A 14,152-nucleotide genomic window follows, 5' to 3' on the forward strand; every position below is an offset into this window, starting at 1 on the left:
CCGCAGTCACCGACGAGGCGTCCGCGACGCCGGGTTCATCACCGGCACGCTGGTTGTCATTTTAGCGAGCACCATGCTGGGGTTGGCTCTGCTACACCCAGTGCTGAACCTGCCGTGAAGGCGTCGCGACCGTACCGGCTGTTGCCGACAGCGGTTCGCCAGGTCCCTCAGAGCAAGGCTGCCGGGCTATCACGGCCTCTCGCTACGCCGGATTTGTCCGGCGCTGAGTTGGTACGTCAGCGCTGGTCTGAGCCCTTCGGAGGTTCAGCATGGTCTCAACGGCTACCTCGCAGCCCTCGGACGCACGTGGCTGACCACCTGGCGGGCCGATCAGCAGGCTGAGCAGGCCCGCTACCTGATCGGCATGATCACCGCGGCCCGGCGCGCCGGCTACATCATCGCTGGGCCGTGATCACCTGCCGTGGCGTGGCGTTCGCTGTGCGACCCGGGTGTGTGCGGCCATGTGATTCGGGGTGGGATCGGGGTAGTGTTCTTCTGAGACAGACGCGCAGGTCAACGCACAGTCGGGAGCGGCTCCATGACGATGATCACCCCGGCGCGACCGGACCTTGATGCCTACGTGTACGCCACCCGGGCCGCCCAGCCCGACCTCGTGCGCGGGCTGGTCGACCTGCTCGGAGCCCGTCTGGTCGCCTATCTCGCTGGGGTGAAAGAGACTCGCGCCGTGCGGCAGTGGGCCGAAGGTGTACGACGCATCCACAACTCGGAGGACGAGCAGCGCCTCAGAGTGAGCTTGCAGGCTGCGCTTATGGTCTCTCAACGCGACACAGCCGAGGTTGTGCAGTCCTGGTTTCAAGGACTCAACCCGCACCTGGATGACCGCTCCCCCGCCAGGGTTCTGCGTGAGGCGCCCGTTGCCGAGGTCGGTCCTGCCGTCCTCGCCGCTGCCCGCGCCTTCGCCGCCGTCGGCTGACCCCACCCACAGGGATGGCCGAACAACACACTGACAGCGGGCCGGTCCACCTCACAAACGAGGAGGTCATCACCTACCGGATCGGCTACCAGCCTGACCCCTTCGCTTGGACGCCTTGGCAATACGCCGATAACGGCCGCTTCGACGGCCGCTGGGACGACCTGCACGCCCGGTTCCGGACCCTTTACGTCGCTGACCAGCTCCTAGGTTGCCTCCTGGAGGTCCTCGCCGTCTTCCGCCCCGACCCCGCCCTAGCGGCCGAGCTCGCAGCCATCGACGACAACGACCACGCCGAGGAACACCACCCCACAGCCGTAGCCGGAACTCTTCCCCGTTCCTGGCTCACACACCGCCGAGCCGGCCAAGCCCTGATGACCGGCGTCTTCGCCGACGTCCGCGCACCAATCACCATCGCCACCCTGCGGACCCGCCACGGCGACCTGGCCCAACGACTCGGCCTGCCTGACCTTGACGCTGCCGCCATCAAAACCGCCGAGCCCCGCAGACTGACGCAAACCATCGCGTCCTGGCTCTATGACCAAACACCCCCGCTCGGCGGCGTCTGCTTCGCATCCCGCCACGGCGACACCCTCACTCTTTACGCTCTCTTCGAACAACCCAACCAGCACACCTCGGGCCCAGCGAACCTCCGCCACCAGCAGGTCATCAGCCTCACCGAGGCGACGCCTGAACTCCAAGAAGCCATGCAAATCCACCAACTCCGGTGGGGGTCGTCCCTGAGCAGCAGTACCAAGCTTTAAGGGGCTCGAGTACCACCCCCTGGTACCGGCAATCCCCCACGCATGCAGATTGGCCGACTGGGTGAGCAGACGGGCGACGACGCGTGGCGACACTCCTATGTTCGAGCACATCCGCTGGGATCGCGCGAAGAATAGCAAGATATCAAGTCGGCTTGCAATATAACGCTATCGGTCAATATAGCAAGATGGATATCCTGTCTCTCTTCTCCGAGAAGGGCGGGGTCGGCAAGACCACCGCAACTGTCAGACTCGCCCGCGCGCTGGCCAGCCGCGGGCTCAACATCGGTGTGGTCGACCTCGACCCACGATCGACCGCAACCATCTGCCTCGGTGTCGAGGTGCGCCGGGGGGAGCACGTCGGCGCGATCCTCGGAACTGACGACGTTGCCGGCGCGGCCCAGGATCTCGCCCACTCCACACCGTGGCATCCGACATCACCGTCCTTCCCGGTCACCGCGACGTCGCTGCCCTCGAGGGAGCACCTCAGGAATACGACGACGTGCGCCTGCGCAACGCGATCGCCGGCTGGGACCGCGACGTCGTGTTAATCGACGCTCCTAACCGGCAGGGCGGGTTCCTTATCCGAACAGCGCTCACCGCCTCGACCCGCGTCTTGTACACCATCACGCCGGATGAAGACGGCCGCAGCGGTGTTGAATGGGCACGGTCCAACATCGCGAGGGTTCCGGCAGCTCAGCCCGCTGAACCCCGACGTGCAGGAAGCTGGCGTCATCGTCACCAGGTGGCCGGACAACATCCCGTCCCGCGACGCCCTCGGAGCACTCGCGGCGCTGCGGGAGGACAACGAGGGCATGGTGCTCGCGCCGCTGATCCCTGAACGCGTCATCGTCCGCTCCGCCCGTGCCGGCGAGGTGTGGTGGGGCGACTACGAACGAGGGGCGCCTGTCGCGGCCGCCTTTGAAGATCTAGCTGGCCAGCTCTGGCCAGTCACCGACGAGACCACCAGGAGCAACGCGTGACTCAGCAGCCCCCGGCCCAGCCGCCGGCTCACCGTCGGCGCATCGCTACACCCGTGCCCGATCCGATGGCCCCGGCGTCAACGTCCGCCGAGCCGGCCCAGCCGATCGGACGGGCACCGCGGCGACGCTCGGAACCAACCGTGCCCGTGTTCGTCCGGACCGCCGAGCAGAGCAAGCAACGGTTCGAGGACCTGGCCAGCGGACGCGGCCTCACCGCCCGCGCCATGTTCGAGCAGCTGGTCGATGAAGAGTGGAATCGGCACGACCAGGCAGATAGTTAGATATCTAGCTATACAGCGAATACTCATATGAGTGAACTACCTCGGCGGGATCCGGAAGTACGGGCCGTGGATCGAAGCATCCGTCCCGGGTGATCGCGACACGCACGGCCTTCCATTCCATCCAGTGCTGATCGCTTCGTAGCCCAGGTGTTCGGTCATCTCCTCAGCCAGCGGCCCGTTCGGGCACCGTCTTGCTCACCTGCGACAGCAACCCGTCCGGGCCGAGCAGTTCGACCCCTTCGGTCTGCGCCCGAGCCAGCAGCTCGTCCGCCAGCTCGGCGTCGACCAGCGGCGGTCGATCCGCCAGCTCGCGGTGGCGCTTACGGGCCACGATTCCAGTGTCAGTCATCGCGTGGTCCTTTCCGAGTCCTAGGACTCGGAGTCAGGCCACGTCACTTACACAGCCGATCTGACACGCCCACATCCGAGGCGCTGGAGCTCCGTCGTGGTGGGATGGCTCGCATGGCTGAGGTTTTGTTGGTCGAGGATGACGAGACCATAGGTCGTGTTCTACAGGCTGAGCTCGTCCAGGCCCGCTATCGGGTGCGGTGGTGTCGAGATGGGGGGTCGGCGCTGGCCGAGGCCGATTCGGACCACGCGGTGGATTTGGTTGTTCTGGATCTTGGCCTCCCGGATGTCGACGGCGTTGACGTGTGCCGCACTCTTCGATCCCGGTGGCCGAATGTGGTGATCATGATTTTGACCGCGCGCGATGCCGAGATCGATGTGGTGGTCGGGTTGGAGGCGGGCGCCGATGATTATCTGTCCAAGCCGGTCCGGTCGACGGAGTTGCTGGCTCGGCTGCGGGCGCATCTTCGACGCTCGGTTCCGCGGGAGTCGGCACCGACGCGGCACGTGTTGGGCGATCTCGTAGTGGATGAGGCGCTGCGCCGTGCATGGGTGGGCGAGTCTGAGGCGGTACTGCGGTCGAAGGAGTTCGATCTGCTTGCGCGGTTGGCTCGTGACGCCGGGGTTGCGATCAGCCGGTCGATGTTGATGGCTGATGTGTGGGATGCGCATTGGCACGGGTCGACGAAGACGCTGGACGTGCACATCGCGTCGTTGCGTCGCGCGCTCGAGCAGTGCGCCGCTGAAGCCTCCGTGGGGGCCCCGGCGGTCGAGACATTGCGCGGGTTCGGGTACCGCCTCGCAGGACCTCCTAGCGTCGCGGGAGGGCATCCGTTCCGGGGCTCACAGCCTCCGGATGGTCGGTAGGAGGTTGCGTCCGGATGCTCGGACCGCGCCGACTGTGACGGCGGTGAGGCAGGCGGCGGTGAGCGCGGACAGGGCGGCGAGGTAGGGCCATGGAACGGTGATCGTTGAGGGTGGCGGGTCGAACACGCCGGTGAGCACTTTGACGAGGGTTTGCGTTAGGTAGGCGCCGAGCACGGCCCCGCCGAGCGCACCAGTTACTCCGACGAGCAGGGTCTCGCCGGCGACGCTGGCGCGCAGGTGTCTGCGCCGCGCTCCGAGGGCGTTCATGATCGCGAGGCTGCGGCGGCGCTCGGCCAGGCCGAGGGCAAGGACGAGTCCGCCGGCGGCGGCAGCCAGGACGAGGGCGAAGGCGAGTTCGACGCGGGTCAGTCCGGCCAGATCGACGGACGTGAGGCTGGAGCCGACGGCGCCTCGCGTGGTGGTGATGTCGGTGACGCTGACCGTGGGTCCAACGAGGGTGCGAATGCGGGCGGCGACGGCGGAGGAGCCGGTGCCGCCGGTGTTGACGAGGAAGGTGCCGACCGCGTTGCTGCGGGTTTTCTGGGCCACGTAGGCGGCGTTGGTGATGAAGAAGCTGTCCTTGGGCGCGGTCGGGAATTCCGACACGACGCCGACGTAGTGGAATCCCACGGTGACCAGTTGGTGGGTCCGGTCGTCGACCAGGCGCAGGTTGACGAGGTCTCCGAGGTGTAGTTGGTAGTCCTTGACGGTTTCAGCGCTGACCAGGATGGAGTCGGGCTTGGTTTGAAGTGTGTTCATGAGGGCGGCGGCGCTGCCCCCCTGGAAGTAGCTGTCCTGCAGGGCCGTGACGGAGCGGATCGAGCCGGGGCGTACTCCGTAGAGGTCCTGCAGATCCGTCCCGACGTAGGCGTAGCGGTGCTCGAGCGGTTCCACCCCCGTGACACCCGGGACGGCGGCTAGCCGGGTCGCGAAGCCGGGCCCAACTGCTGCGGCGGGTGATTCGGTGACGGTGACGTCGGCGCCGTTGGTGAGTTGGGCGTCGGCCTCGGCTTGGGCGCGGTAGGTGGCGTTGAAGGTCGCGGTGGAGATCGCGAACGCGATCGCCAGCGCGAGGACCGTCGCGGCTTTGACCAGCGGGCGGCGTTGGCGGGACATGCTGGAACTAAGGACCGGGGCGAGGCGACCGGCGAACGGGCGCAACAGCAGCGCCGTCAGACGGCGACCGCGACCGAGGAGCAGGTCGACCAGACGCCAGACCAGAAGCCCGGCGCCGAGCCAGAGCAGGGCCGGTCCGGCGAGTGCCCAGTAGGAGACGGAGATCGTCGGGACGCCTTCGGGGGCGAGGACGAGTTGATAGCCGTTGTGGCTGGCGGCGTTGACGATCAGTCCGGCGCCGACGAGGGCGGCGATGTCGAGCCCGTAGCGGGCCCACCAGGGGTAGCGGCGAATCGCGATTTCTTCCCGGCCGGCGGCGATGGTCTGCTCGCGGACGTCGCGGCGAGCGGGCAGGAGCACTGCGGCGGCGGTGATGGCCAGACCCGCGGCGACCGCGATTCCGGCCCACAGCAGAGCCGACGGTGTGGTGGCGCCGAAGCTCGCGGACCCAAAGGCGCCCCGACCCACGAGAAGTGCCGCGGCAAGGCCGGCGAGGCAGCCGACCGCGCCGATCACGCCGGCCTCGAGCGAAGCCAGTCGCAGTAGTTGACGTTGGGAGGCGCCGCGGATACGCAGCAGCGACTGTTCGCCCCTTCGCCGACGGGCGCCCGCCGAGGCGACGGTTGCGGTGAGCAGGCCGGCGAGGATAGCGCCGGGCAGTCCGAGGAACAGGAACAGGACCTGGGCGTAGGCGGCGTCGCCGCGCGCCGCGTCAAGGGCCGCGCCGAGGTTGTTGCCGACGGTCGCCGTGCCGGTGCTGCGGGCTTCGACGTTGTGCGCAGCGGCGATGACCGTGGAGTAGGCGGCGGCAGGGTCGGTGGGCAGGGCGTGGCTCAACCGTGCGTGAATCTGAGTCGTGACGAGGTCGGGGCGCGTGGTGGCGATCGGTGCGCTGAACTGTTGCCATTGCGGGTAGGGCAGCAGGACGACGTTGTCTGGCGGCGCTGTGGGCTGCGCCCGGAGGGGGGCGCCGACCTTCTGGAACAGCGAGTTGGCCTGGGGTAGGTCGACGACGCCGGAGACGGTGACGGTGACCGGGGTCAGTCCTGGTCGTTGAATGGTGATACGTGTTCCGGGTGCGGCGTGCAGGTTGGAGGCGGTCTGCTGGGCGAGGAGCACGCCGGTTCCGGTGCCGGTGAGGGTGCGGATCTCGCCGGGGAAGGTCGCGGCGTAGGAGCTCGGTAGGCCGAGCACGACTCCGCTGCCGGTGGTCTGGGTCGTGCCGGAGGCGGCCGCGCTGAGCCCGGGGACTTGGGTGAACCCGGTCGTCTGGCTGGTGTGGACGCCAGGGGTGTGGGCGACGAGGGCGGCGGTTGCTGCTGGGTCGCCGCCTGGGGCGACCTGGACCTGCCAGTCGACGCTGACCGAGCGGACGGCTCGTCCGGTCATGCTGGCCTTCGCGTGGGCGAGGAACGCGCCGAGGCTGGCGAGTAGGGCGACGGCGATGGCCACGCCGATTGCCGCGCCGAGCAGTCGTGCGGGTTGGCGGCGCAGCAGGGCGGGCAACCAGATCCGGATCACGTGTGATCACCTTCGGTGTGGTGCCGGGTGGCCGACGTATCGATCAGGGACCGATCTGTCTGCGCGGCGGCGAATTGGCGTGTGGTCGCGGGATGGAGGCGGCCGTCGTGCATCGGCCAGATGGTGTGCATGCGGCCGCCGATGGCGTGATCGTGGGTGGCGACCACGAGTGCGGCGTCGATCTCGTCGCTGACCTGGATTAACACGTGGGCGACGTGGTCGGCGGTGGTGCGATCTAGTTGACTGGTGGGCTCGTCGGCCAGGATCAGGCGCGGCCGCGCGGCCAGGACGCGGGCGATCACGACGCGTTGCGCCTGCCCGCCGGAGAGCTCTTGGGGCAGGTCGCGGCGCAGGCCGTCGAGGTCCAGCAGGTCGAGGGCGGCGCGGGCGCGGTCGCTGGCCTCGCGTGCCGGGGTGTCGGTGAGCAGCATCGGGAGTTCGACGTTCTCCAGGACGGTCATGCTGGGGATCAGAGTGGGTGCTTGGAACACCAGGCCGACCCGGTGGGCGCCGTCGCGGGGATGGCCGTCGAGTGCGGGCCAGCTGATTTGCCCGGCGCTCGGTGTCTCAAGTCCGGCCAGCAGGTGCAGCAGCGTGGACTTGCCCGAGCCGGACGGTCCGATGATCGCGACGCGGTCTCGAGCGGAGACAACGCAGGTCGCGTCGTAGACGGCGACCACGGCCCGATCGCCGGTGCCGTAGGTCCGGCCCACACCGTCGCAGCGTGCGACGGCCGATTCCGCCAACGTGGTCGTGTTGGCGCGGCCGTTCGGTGTGGCGACGGCCGCGTGGTGTATCGGCGAGCCATTAGGGGTCGAGCCGTGGGGCGGATGGCGCAGCGTCATGAGCTGACCTCTCCGTTGCGTAGCGTGATCACACGGTCGGCGGCCGCTGCGACGGCGGCGCTGTGGCTGGCGACCAGCAGGGCGGTGCCGTTGTGGGCGCGTCGCGTGAGGATGTCGAGTACCTGCGCCTCGGTGCTGGAGTCCAGCTCACCGGTGGGCTCGTCGGCGAGCAGGACCGGTGGCTCGTTGGCCAGCGCGACAGCAAGCCCGGCGCGGACGGTCTCGCCACCAGACAGGGTGTCAGGTCGAGCATGTGCGCGGTGGGCAAGGCCGAGAGCGTCAAGGTGATCATCTGCGCCGCGAGATACGGTTCCGGCGAGGCTGCGTGCGAGGGCGATGTTCTGCGCGACGCTGAGATGGCTGAGTAGGTTGCCGCTCTGGGTAAGCACGCCGACGAGTCGTGCCCGCAGTCGGGCCCGTTCAGCTTCCGGACGGCGCGTAAGGCGGGTCCCGTCGATGCGTACCGTCCCGCCGTCGGGTTCGTCCAGTCCGGCCAAACACGAGAGCAGGGTCGATTTCCCGGATCCGGATGGCCCGACGACAGCGACGAATTCGCCCGGCGCCAGCGAGATGGACACGCCGCGCAGCGCCTGAGTCTCCTCGTCGCCGGAGTGGAAGAACCGGTGCAGCGATTCGGCCGCCATCGCCGGCAGGTGTTCATGTGTGCCGATCGATTTGTCGGTCAACCGCACGGACATCACTTGGTCCAGGCGAAGGAGTCGGTGACCTTGCGCCAAGGGTCGACGTTGTCCGAGCCGACAGGGGCGGCCAGGGTGAGGGTCACCGCCGTCCCCGCGCGCCAGAACGTATAGCGCTCGACCGCCTCGCTCGCTACCTTGCCAGTGACCGGGTTCACCGCGGAGTACGCGTGGTATGTGATCAACACGGTGGTGCCCGCCTTGCGCTGAACGGTGCTGATGGCGCCTGAGGTGAAACCCTGCGAAGAAGCCTCGATCCTGGGCACGTCGATTGCGCGAGCCGTGGCGATCGTGGGCGCCTGCGGTGAGGGCGCGGAGGACACGGTGATGTTGTTGTATTTATCGGAGAAGACAGCCGCTGACCCGGACGAGGATCGGGCCCAGCCTTCGGGGACGGTCACGGTGAAGCCCGACCCTCTGTAGAGGACGAAGGCCTGGTTGTCCGGGATGTCGCCGGGGGGATTTGTCTCGACCACCGCGGGCCCGGATGAAGTGCCCGCGCCACTTGCTGACACCGAGTTGCCCGCAGGGGTCGACGCAGAGCCGGCCGTCGTGGTGGTGCTCGGCGACAACGGGGGCCCTGAGGTGCCGCCGTTGGACGACCCACATGCCGACAGCACGACCACACTGGCGGCAGCCGCGCTACTGGCTGCCAACACCGTCCAGGGGTTGCGCCATTCTCGCCGAGATAGCAGTCGCATCATGTGTCCTCGCTCCGGGTTCCGGTGATGCCCGACCGTGAGGTCGCTGGCCTGTAACTTGACGCTAAGGACCGGTCGGCAACCGGACAGGCCGCTTCAGGTAAGACGACGGCAAAACATCCCGAGCCGCCCCGCGGCGCTCAACAAGATGAGCTCCGCTGCCACACTGCATACCCGGATGTGGGTTCGGCCCGAGGCGAGTCGATCCGTGAGGGGGACGCGATGCGGAGGCGGATCACGGTGGTGGCCGCCGCGACGGCCTTGCTTGCGGTGCTGCTGTTGGCCGTGCCCCTCGGCATCTTCGTCAGCCACGGGTATGTCAACGACGAACGGCTGGAACTACAGCGCGCTGCGGCCACAGCAGCCGCGTCTCTGCGCGGTGACCGCCCGACAGTCGCATCCTTGCGTATCGATCCCAGCGAGATCACCGCGAGCGTGTACGACCGTGCAGGGCGATTGACCGACGGCGCCGGACCCGCACACGCGGACCCGCTGGTACGAGCGGCGCTTCGCGGCACCGAAGCCACCGGCACCCTCGGCGCGGACATCGCCGTCGCCGCCCCAGTCTCGGACGGCGATCAGATCATCGCCGTGGTCCTGGTGCAGTCCGACCTCAGCTCGGCGCATCACCGCAGCCTGCTGGCCTGGCTCGTCATCGGCGGCATCGGGCTGGGCGCCGTCGTCGTCTCTGGGGGCGGTGCGCTGCTAGTCGCCAGGCGGCTGGCCGCGCCCGTGGAGCAACTGCGGGCCGGTGCCCGGCGAATCGGCGCCGGCGACCTCGACGCGCGCGTACCGCTTTCCGGCGTGGCCGAGTTCGACACGCTTGCCACCACCCTCAACGACAGCGCGGCACGCATCCAGACGATGATCGGCCGCGAACGCAGCCTGTCGGCCGAAGTCTCGCACCAGCTCCGCACACCGCTCAGCGGTCTGCGTCTCGAACTCGAAGCGCTCCGCAACACCGGCCGGCCCGATAGCCAGGTCGAATCCGCGCTAGCCGCGGTCGACCGGCTCGGAGCGACGATCACCGACATCATTGCGCTCGCTCGCGATCTGCCTGTCCAGCAGGTTGCGCATGTCCCGGACCTGCTCACTGCGGCCGAACGACGCTGGCATGCTCCGCTCGCCGCAGCGACGCGGCCGCTCCGTGTCGTCCTCGACCCTGGCGTCCCATCCGACATCGCCCTCTCGACGCCGGCCGCGACGCAGATTCTGGATGTGTTGATCGACAACGCACTTCAGCACGGCCGTGGCGCGGTCACTGTGCGCGCCCGCGAACTCGGTGGCCTGGCGGCCGTGGACGTCAGCGACGAAGGTCCCACCTTGGCTCAGGAGGCGCATGAGCTGTTCCGGGTGCGCGACGGGTCACTCGATGGAGGTATCGGGTTGCCCTTCGCCCGCAAGCTCGCCGAAGCTGAGAACGCCCGGGTCGCGTTGACTCAGCACGACCCGCCCACCTTCACCCTGCTTGCGGGCGCAGCGCCTCCTCACGCCCGGGCGTGAGGAGGCGGAAGCAGGCGAGTAGCCCTGGGCGCCACCCCACCCACTGGTGTCCGCCCGGGTAGCTGCCCACGACCACGGTGTGGTGGGCTCGGCGCAGCGCAGTCGCATAGGACCATGCGCGGGCGGCGCAGCGGGTATCGCTATGCCCGTAGGTCAGCAGCGTGAGTCCGGGTTCGCGGCCCCGGATGCAGTGTGGCCGACGCCGCGGCGCGGGCCGCGGTGCTGGCGTGCGCGATGGGAGGGATCTGCGCGTCGTAGCACCCGGACAGGCCGCAGAGGCCGTGCACCCGTGCGGGGCCGATAAGCGGCAGGTAGGCGGCGGCGAATCCACCCGAGGACAGACCGGCGTAGCTCCAGCCTGGCGTTCGTCCGAAAGTGTCTCGCCACCCAGCCCCCACGTCGGTGCTGACCCCGGTCCCCACCGCTTGGCCGACGGTGTTGGCGTACCAACGCTGGTTCGGGCTACTCACCGACAAACAACTACGCCGAGGCGTGCACAAGAACCTGCACGCCCTCGGTCCAGTCCTCGCCGCGGGCATCGTGATACGCCGGCCGGAACCCTCGACGAGGATGGTCTTTGGCGTACTGACGAAGCCAGGTCCGCAGCCCGCGTCCGGGTCGGCCACGGTGGTACTGGTCGGTTCTCGTCGCTGCGTTGTTCGGTTCTGCCCGGTGACCCGGCAGGCGAACGCTCACTCAACCCCATCGTGGCGATGAGGTGAGCAACGGCCGCCCGCCGGCGTTCCGGGCTTAGAAGTTTCCCCGAGCGATCTCCTTCAACGCCGCCTTCTCCAGCTCCGCGTCGGCGAGCAACCGCTTGAGCGTCGCGTTCTCCCGCTCGAGATCCTTCAACCGCTTCGCGTCATCGGCCTTCAGCCCGCCGAACTGGTTACGCCAGCGGTAGTACGTCTGCTCGGCCACGCCGAGCTCACGGCACACGTCGGCGACGTCCTTGCCCTCGCCCAGCATCCGAGCAGCCTGCGCTAGCTTGCGCACGACCTGCTCTGCACTGTGTCGCTTCCTCGTCGTCATCTTCATCGTCATCTTCATCGTCATCGAGCCTTCCTGCCCACATCGTGGGCGGCAAGACTCTCACACCACCTTGGATTAACCGGGTGGGGTCAGGCCACTACCCCACGGGCGGTGTCAGGCGGGGGACCGCCACCTCAACTTCCACGAGACCCGGGACAACCTCCGTCATCGCCGCGGCCCACATTGCGGCGCCGGAGTCATCGTCACCGAGAACTTCCGGGACATGCCAACACACCTGATTCCGCCCACTATCCAACTACAGAGCCCAGCCGAGTTCACGCTCAACACGGTCGCACTGAACCCTGCAGCGGCTCTGCGCGCCGTCGAGGCGATGGCTGCACGGTTTCGTGAACCACCGCTCACGGTGACCGAAATCCTGGACGCACTGGCCCAGAGATACCACTTCATCGAGGCAGTCGCCGTAACCGGAGAAGCGCTGGCCTGAACTCATCCCGTGACGGCCCGCAAGGTCGGCGGGTAAGAAGTCTTTACTGCGCAACGGCCGGTGCGGGTTCGGTTCGCGCCACGCTTGCGTGGCGGTCCAGGTGGTTTGAGGCCCTTCTAGTCAGCTCAGTAGCGGTCCAGCCGGCGTCCAGCGCCTCCTGGTACGCCGCAAGTGCGGTGTACCGATTTCCCTCATCAGCCTTGGCCTATGCTGCGGCGGCGGCGTCGTTGGCTTGCTCCGACGCCACCCATCCGGTCAACTAGATCGCGGCGATGTTGCCCACGACGTACCGGAATCCGGGGCTCTCGCCTTTCAAAATGCCGAAGCAACCAGAAAATGATCGCGCCAGGTAAGCCTGTCCAGGCCCGCGGTTTGACCACAACCCGTCTGCAGTCACTCGGGATTGCTCTACCGGTCGATGGCGAGGTCGTCGGCGAACTCGTCCGGCTCCTCAACTTGAGGGACGGAGTTGGTGGCGGCCTCACGCGCAACGTCGTGGGTCTGCGCATGGCGCCCTTCGGGGCCGCCTTGGTCGGAGTAAGGCTCGCGGCTGTCGCCCGTGCTGTGATCGTCGCTCTTGGCCATAGTGGTCTCCTTCGCTGCGGGCAGGCGCCCGTCCGTATGCCCGAAGATAAACCCCCGCACGCGCACTTGACGACCCGCATCGCAAGGACCCCGTGGGTGAAGACCCCGGACCCGCCGGCGCCAGCTCACTATGACGCTGTGGGCTGTCGCCATCGCTTACTTGACGCCAGGTCGCATGCCGACACTGGCGGAGGCGGTGCTGGCAGACTGTTGTTGTGGCGTGGCCCGTTGTTGGTGAGCCGGTGTGGTGGGAGTTCGCGATTCGTGGGGTGATGTTGCGGGGCACGGTGCAGCGCCGCGCTGGGATGTCGGCGTCCGGTGCGGTGGTGGCGGTGCACGGCGGGCCGGGAGTTGACGGTGCGGGCTTGCGACACGTGCTGGCGCCGTTGGCCGAGGACGCCGAGCTGGTGGTGCCCGACCAGCGCGGGCATGGTCGCAGCGATCTGGCCACGGCGGCGAGTTGGAGGCTTGATGACTGGGCCGATGATCTGGCCGGGGTGATCGGCGCGCTGCAGCTGCACCGGCCCGTGGTCGTCGGGGTGTCCTTCGGTGGCTGGGTCGCGCTGCGTTATGCCGCGCGGCATCCCGGACAACTCGGTGGCCTGGTCATCGCGGCGAGCACCGCCCGGCTGCTGAGTGTCGAGGAAGGCGCTGAGCGGATGGGCAGTCTGGGTGGGCCTGCCAGCGCCGCGGCCCGGCGGGCGGCGTACGCCGAGCCCGACCTGGAGGCGAGCCCGGCGTTCGAGCGGCACGTGCTGTCGCTGATGGCCGTGCGCGAACCGGGTCCTGCGCTGCGTGCGGTGCGCGCCGCGCAGGTCAAGACGCCGCAGGTCAACGCCCACTTCACCCCCCAATTCAGCCGGCTCGACCTCACCGACGACGCGCGGCAAGTCCGCTGCCCCGCGACCGTCGTCGTCGGCGAGCTCGACCCGCTCACCACGCCGCAACTGGCAGCCGCGACCGCCGATGCCTGCCCCGGCCGCGCCCGGCTCCGGCTAGTTCCCCACGCCGCCCATGACCTGCTCACCGACGCCCCCGACATCCTGCTCGAGGAGATCCACTGGGCGCTTGCGGCCCGCGACTGACCGGACCGTGCACAGACCCGACACCTGACCTCACAGCTCTGATACTGGCGTCTGGCACCCGTTTCGGGTAGCGATGTGGGATTGTTTGTCTTGTGGCGGCCTTTCGGGTGGTTGTGCCGACGGACAGGACAGGCCGCGACGGGGCCAGGTCCCCAGCGTTCTGGGTGTGCCGAGGTGGAGGTGGATGGGCGCTGCGGTTGCAGCGGTCCTGATGGCGGGATGCCAGAGCGGGTCACCCACCCCGCAGCGGGGTGCGGTCGCGGCACGTTGGACCAGCGCAACGGTGCGCCCGCCGGTAATGGCTTCCTCGGCGCGGGCGCCATTGGCTTCGGCCGCGCCGCCGCGGAGCAGCCCGGCACCGACGCCCTCGACACCGGCGCCCTCGACATCGGCGCCCCCGTTGCGGTTGCCCGATGGCGGGATGTCGATCGTGCCGCGGCTGCGGGTGGT

Annotated in this window: 16 protein-coding genes and 2 pseudogenes; 10 read left to right on the top strand and 8 right to left on the bottom strand. The window is 68.4% G+C overall.

The window, feature by feature from the left end:
• The first annotated feature begins 538 nt into the window (after window positions 1-538).
• The 5 genes from RM423_RS22415 (at window position 539) to RM423_RS22435 (ending at window position 2,956) form a co-directional block, all read left to right on the top strand.
• Window positions 539-934, top strand: a complete 396-nt coding sequence (locus RM423_RS22415) for a hypothetical protein (protein ID WP_311425273.1) — start codon at window positions 539-541, stop codon at window positions 932-934.
• 14 nt (window positions 935-948) lie between these two features.
• A complete protein-coding gene (locus RM423_RS22420) occupies window positions 949-1,695 on the top strand; it encodes an RES domain-containing protein (RefSeq protein WP_311425274.1) in 747 nt (248 codons plus the stop codon).
• 185 nt (window positions 1,696-1,880) lie between these two features.
• Complete coding sequence (locus RM423_RS22425; RefSeq protein ID WP_311425275.1) at window positions 1,881-2,243, top strand: ParA family protein; 363 nt, start codon at window positions 1,881-1,883, stop codon at window positions 2,241-2,243.
• A gap of 84 nt (window positions 2,244-2,327) precedes the next feature.
• Window positions 2,328-2,675, top strand: a complete 348-nt coding sequence (locus tag RM423_RS22430) for a hypothetical protein (RefSeq protein WP_311425276.1) — start codon at window positions 2,328-2,330, stop codon at window positions 2,673-2,675.
• Window positions 2,672-2,956 (top strand): hypothetical protein, encoded by a 285-nt coding sequence (locus tag RM423_RS22435; RefSeq protein WP_311425277.1) that lies wholly within the window; start codon window positions 2,672-2,674, stop codon window positions 2,954-2,956. The genes RM423_RS22430 and RM423_RS22435 overlap by 4 nt, the downstream gene beginning before the upstream one ends.
• A 135-nt stretch (window positions 2,957-3,091) precedes the next feature.
• On the opposite strand, the pseudogene RM423_RS22440 reads toward RM423_RS22435, so the two are convergent.
• Window positions 3,092-3,305: pseudogene (locus RM423_RS22440) on the bottom strand (IS256 family transposase); the annotation flags it as partial.
• A 113-nt stretch (window positions 3,306-3,418) separates the two neighbouring features.
• Here RM423_RS22440 and RM423_RS22445 point away from each other — a divergent pair.
• Window positions 3,419-4,171, top strand: a complete 753-nt coding sequence (locus tag RM423_RS22445) for a response regulator transcription factor (RefSeq protein ID WP_311425279.1) — start codon at window positions 3,419-3,421, stop codon at window positions 4,169-4,171.
• On the opposite strand, the gene RM423_RS22450 is transcribed toward RM423_RS22445, so the two are convergent.
• The 4 genes from RM423_RS22450 to RM423_RS22465 are packed head-to-tail and all read right to left on the bottom strand — an operon-like array spanning window position 4,148 to window position 9,052.
• A complete protein-coding gene (locus tag RM423_RS22450; RefSeq protein ID WP_311425280.1) occupies window positions 4,148-6,808 on the bottom strand; it encodes an FtsX-like permease family protein in 2,661 nt (886 codons plus the stop codon). The two genes, RM423_RS22445 and RM423_RS22450, sit on opposite strands and share 24 nt — an antisense overlap.
• A complete protein-coding gene (locus RM423_RS22455; protein ID WP_311425281.1) occupies window positions 6,805-7,653 on the bottom strand; it encodes an ABC transporter ATP-binding protein in 849 nt (282 codons plus the stop codon). Before RM423_RS22455 ends, RM423_RS22450 begins: the two co-directional genes overlap by 4 nt.
• The gene (locus RM423_RS22460; protein ID WP_396327829.1) at window positions 7,650-8,351 is read right to left on the bottom strand and encodes an ABC transporter ATP-binding protein; all 702 of its coding nucleotides are present in this window, start codon (window positions 8,349-8,351) and stop codon (window positions 7,650-7,652) included. The genes RM423_RS22455 and RM423_RS22460 overlap by 4 nt, the downstream gene beginning before the upstream one ends.
• The gene (locus RM423_RS22465) at window positions 8,351-9,052 is read right to left on the bottom strand and encodes a hypothetical protein (protein ID WP_311425283.1); all 702 of its coding nucleotides are present in this window, start codon (window positions 9,050-9,052) and stop codon (window positions 8,351-8,353) included. The genes RM423_RS22460 and RM423_RS22465 overlap by 1 nt, the downstream gene beginning before the upstream one ends.
• Window positions 9,053-9,274: 222 nt before the next feature.
• On the opposite strand from RM423_RS22465, the gene RM423_RS22470 reads away from it, so the two are divergent.
• A complete protein-coding gene (locus tag RM423_RS22470; RefSeq protein WP_311425284.1) occupies window positions 9,275-10,555 on the top strand; it encodes a HAMP domain-containing sensor histidine kinase in 1,281 nt (426 codons plus the stop codon).
• A 140-nt stretch (window positions 10,556-10,695) separates the two neighbouring features.
• Here the strand turns inward: RM423_RS22470 and RM423_RS22475 are convergent, their stop codons facing one another.
• Both RM423_RS22475 and RM423_RS22480 read right to left on the bottom strand, forming a co-directional pair.
• Entirely contained in the window at window positions 10,696-11,025 is a 330-nt protein-coding gene (locus tag RM423_RS22475; RefSeq protein WP_311425285.1) for a hypothetical protein, read from the bottom strand.
• Between the two features lie 49 nt (window positions 11,026-11,074).
• Window positions 11,075-11,587, bottom strand: a pseudogene (locus RM423_RS22480) (transposase); the annotation flags it as partial.
• A gap of 223 nt (window positions 11,588-11,810) precedes the next feature.
• Between RM423_RS22480 and RM423_RS22485 the strand changes: the two are divergent.
• On the top strand, window positions 11,811-12,032 hold the full coding sequence (locus tag RM423_RS22485; protein WP_311425286.1) for a hypothetical protein: 222 nt from the start codon (window positions 11,811-11,813) through the stop codon (window positions 12,030-12,032).
• A gap of 408 nt (window positions 12,033-12,440) precedes the next feature.
• On the opposite strand, the gene RM423_RS22490 is transcribed toward RM423_RS22485, so the two are convergent.
• Window positions 12,441-12,617, bottom strand: a complete 177-nt coding sequence (locus RM423_RS22490; RefSeq protein WP_311425287.1) for a hypothetical protein — start codon at window positions 12,615-12,617, stop codon at window positions 12,441-12,443.
• A gap of 215 nt (window positions 12,618-12,832) precedes the next feature.
• Between RM423_RS22490 and RM423_RS22495 the strand changes: the two genes are divergently transcribed.
• Together RM423_RS22495 and RM423_RS22500 are read left to right on the top strand one after the other, a co-directional pair.
• The gene (locus RM423_RS22495; protein ID WP_311425288.1) at window positions 12,833-13,702 is read left to right on the top strand and encodes an alpha/beta fold hydrolase; all 870 of its coding nucleotides are present in this window, start codon (window positions 12,833-12,835) and stop codon (window positions 13,700-13,702) included.
• A 219-nt stretch (window positions 13,703-13,921) separates the two neighbouring features.
• Window positions 13,922-14,152: hypothetical protein (locus tag RM423_RS22500; RefSeq protein ID WP_311425289.1), on the top strand; the 231-nt coding region annotated here is incomplete at its 3' end.

The sequence above is a fragment of the Jatrophihabitans lederbergiae genome (assembly GCF_031845305.1).
In the GTDB taxonomy this organism is placed as follows: domain Bacteria; phylum Actinomycetota; class Actinomycetes; order Mycobacteriales; family Jatrophihabitantaceae; genus Jatrophihabitans_A; species Jatrophihabitans_A lederbergiae.

What these genes read in the sequence shown, in the direction of transcription:
- RM423_RS22415 (WP_311425273.1), top strand. Translation starts at nt 539, where the DNA reads ATGACGATGATCACCCCGGCGCGACCGGACCTTGATGCCTACGTGTAC.
- RM423_RS22420 (WP_311425274.1), top strand. Translation starts at nt 949, where the DNA reads ATGGCCGAACAACACACTGACAGCGGGCCGGTCCACCTCACAAACGAG.
- RM423_RS22425 (WP_311425275.1), top strand. Translation starts at nt 1,881, where the DNA reads ATGGATATCCTGTCTCTCTTCTCCGAGAAGGGCGGGGTCGGCAAGACC.
- RM423_RS22430 (WP_311425276.1), top strand. Translation starts at nt 2,328, where the DNA reads ATGAAGACGGCCGCAGCGGTGTTGAATGGGCACGGTCCAACATCGCGA.
- RM423_RS22445 (WP_311425279.1), top strand. Translation starts at nt 3,419, where the DNA reads ATGGCTGAGGTTTTGTTGGTCGAGGATGACGAGACCATAGGTCGTGTT.
- RM423_RS22455 (WP_311425281.1), bottom strand. Translation starts at nt 7,653, where the DNA reads ATGACGCTGCGCCATCCGCCCCACGGCTCGACCCCTAATGGCTCGCCG.
- RM423_RS22460 (WP_396327829.1), bottom strand. Translation starts at nt 8,351, where the DNA reads ATGTCCGTGCGGTTGACCGACAAATCGATCGGCACACATGAACACCTG.
- RM423_RS22465 (WP_311425283.1), bottom strand. Translation starts at nt 9,052, where the DNA reads ATGCGACTGCTATCTCGGCGAGAATGGCGCAACCCCTGGACGGTGTTG.
- RM423_RS22470 (WP_311425284.1), top strand. Translation starts at nt 9,275, where the DNA reads ATGCGGAGGCGGATCACGGTGGTGGCCGCCGCGACGGCCTTGCTTGCG.
- RM423_RS22485 (WP_311425286.1), top strand. Translation starts at nt 11,811, where the DNA reads ATGCCAACACACCTGATTCCGCCCACTATCCAACTACAGAGCCCAGCC.
- RM423_RS22490 (WP_311425287.1), bottom strand. Translation starts at nt 12,617, where the DNA reads ATGGCCAAGAGCGACGATCACAGCACGGGCGACAGCCGCGAGCCTTAC.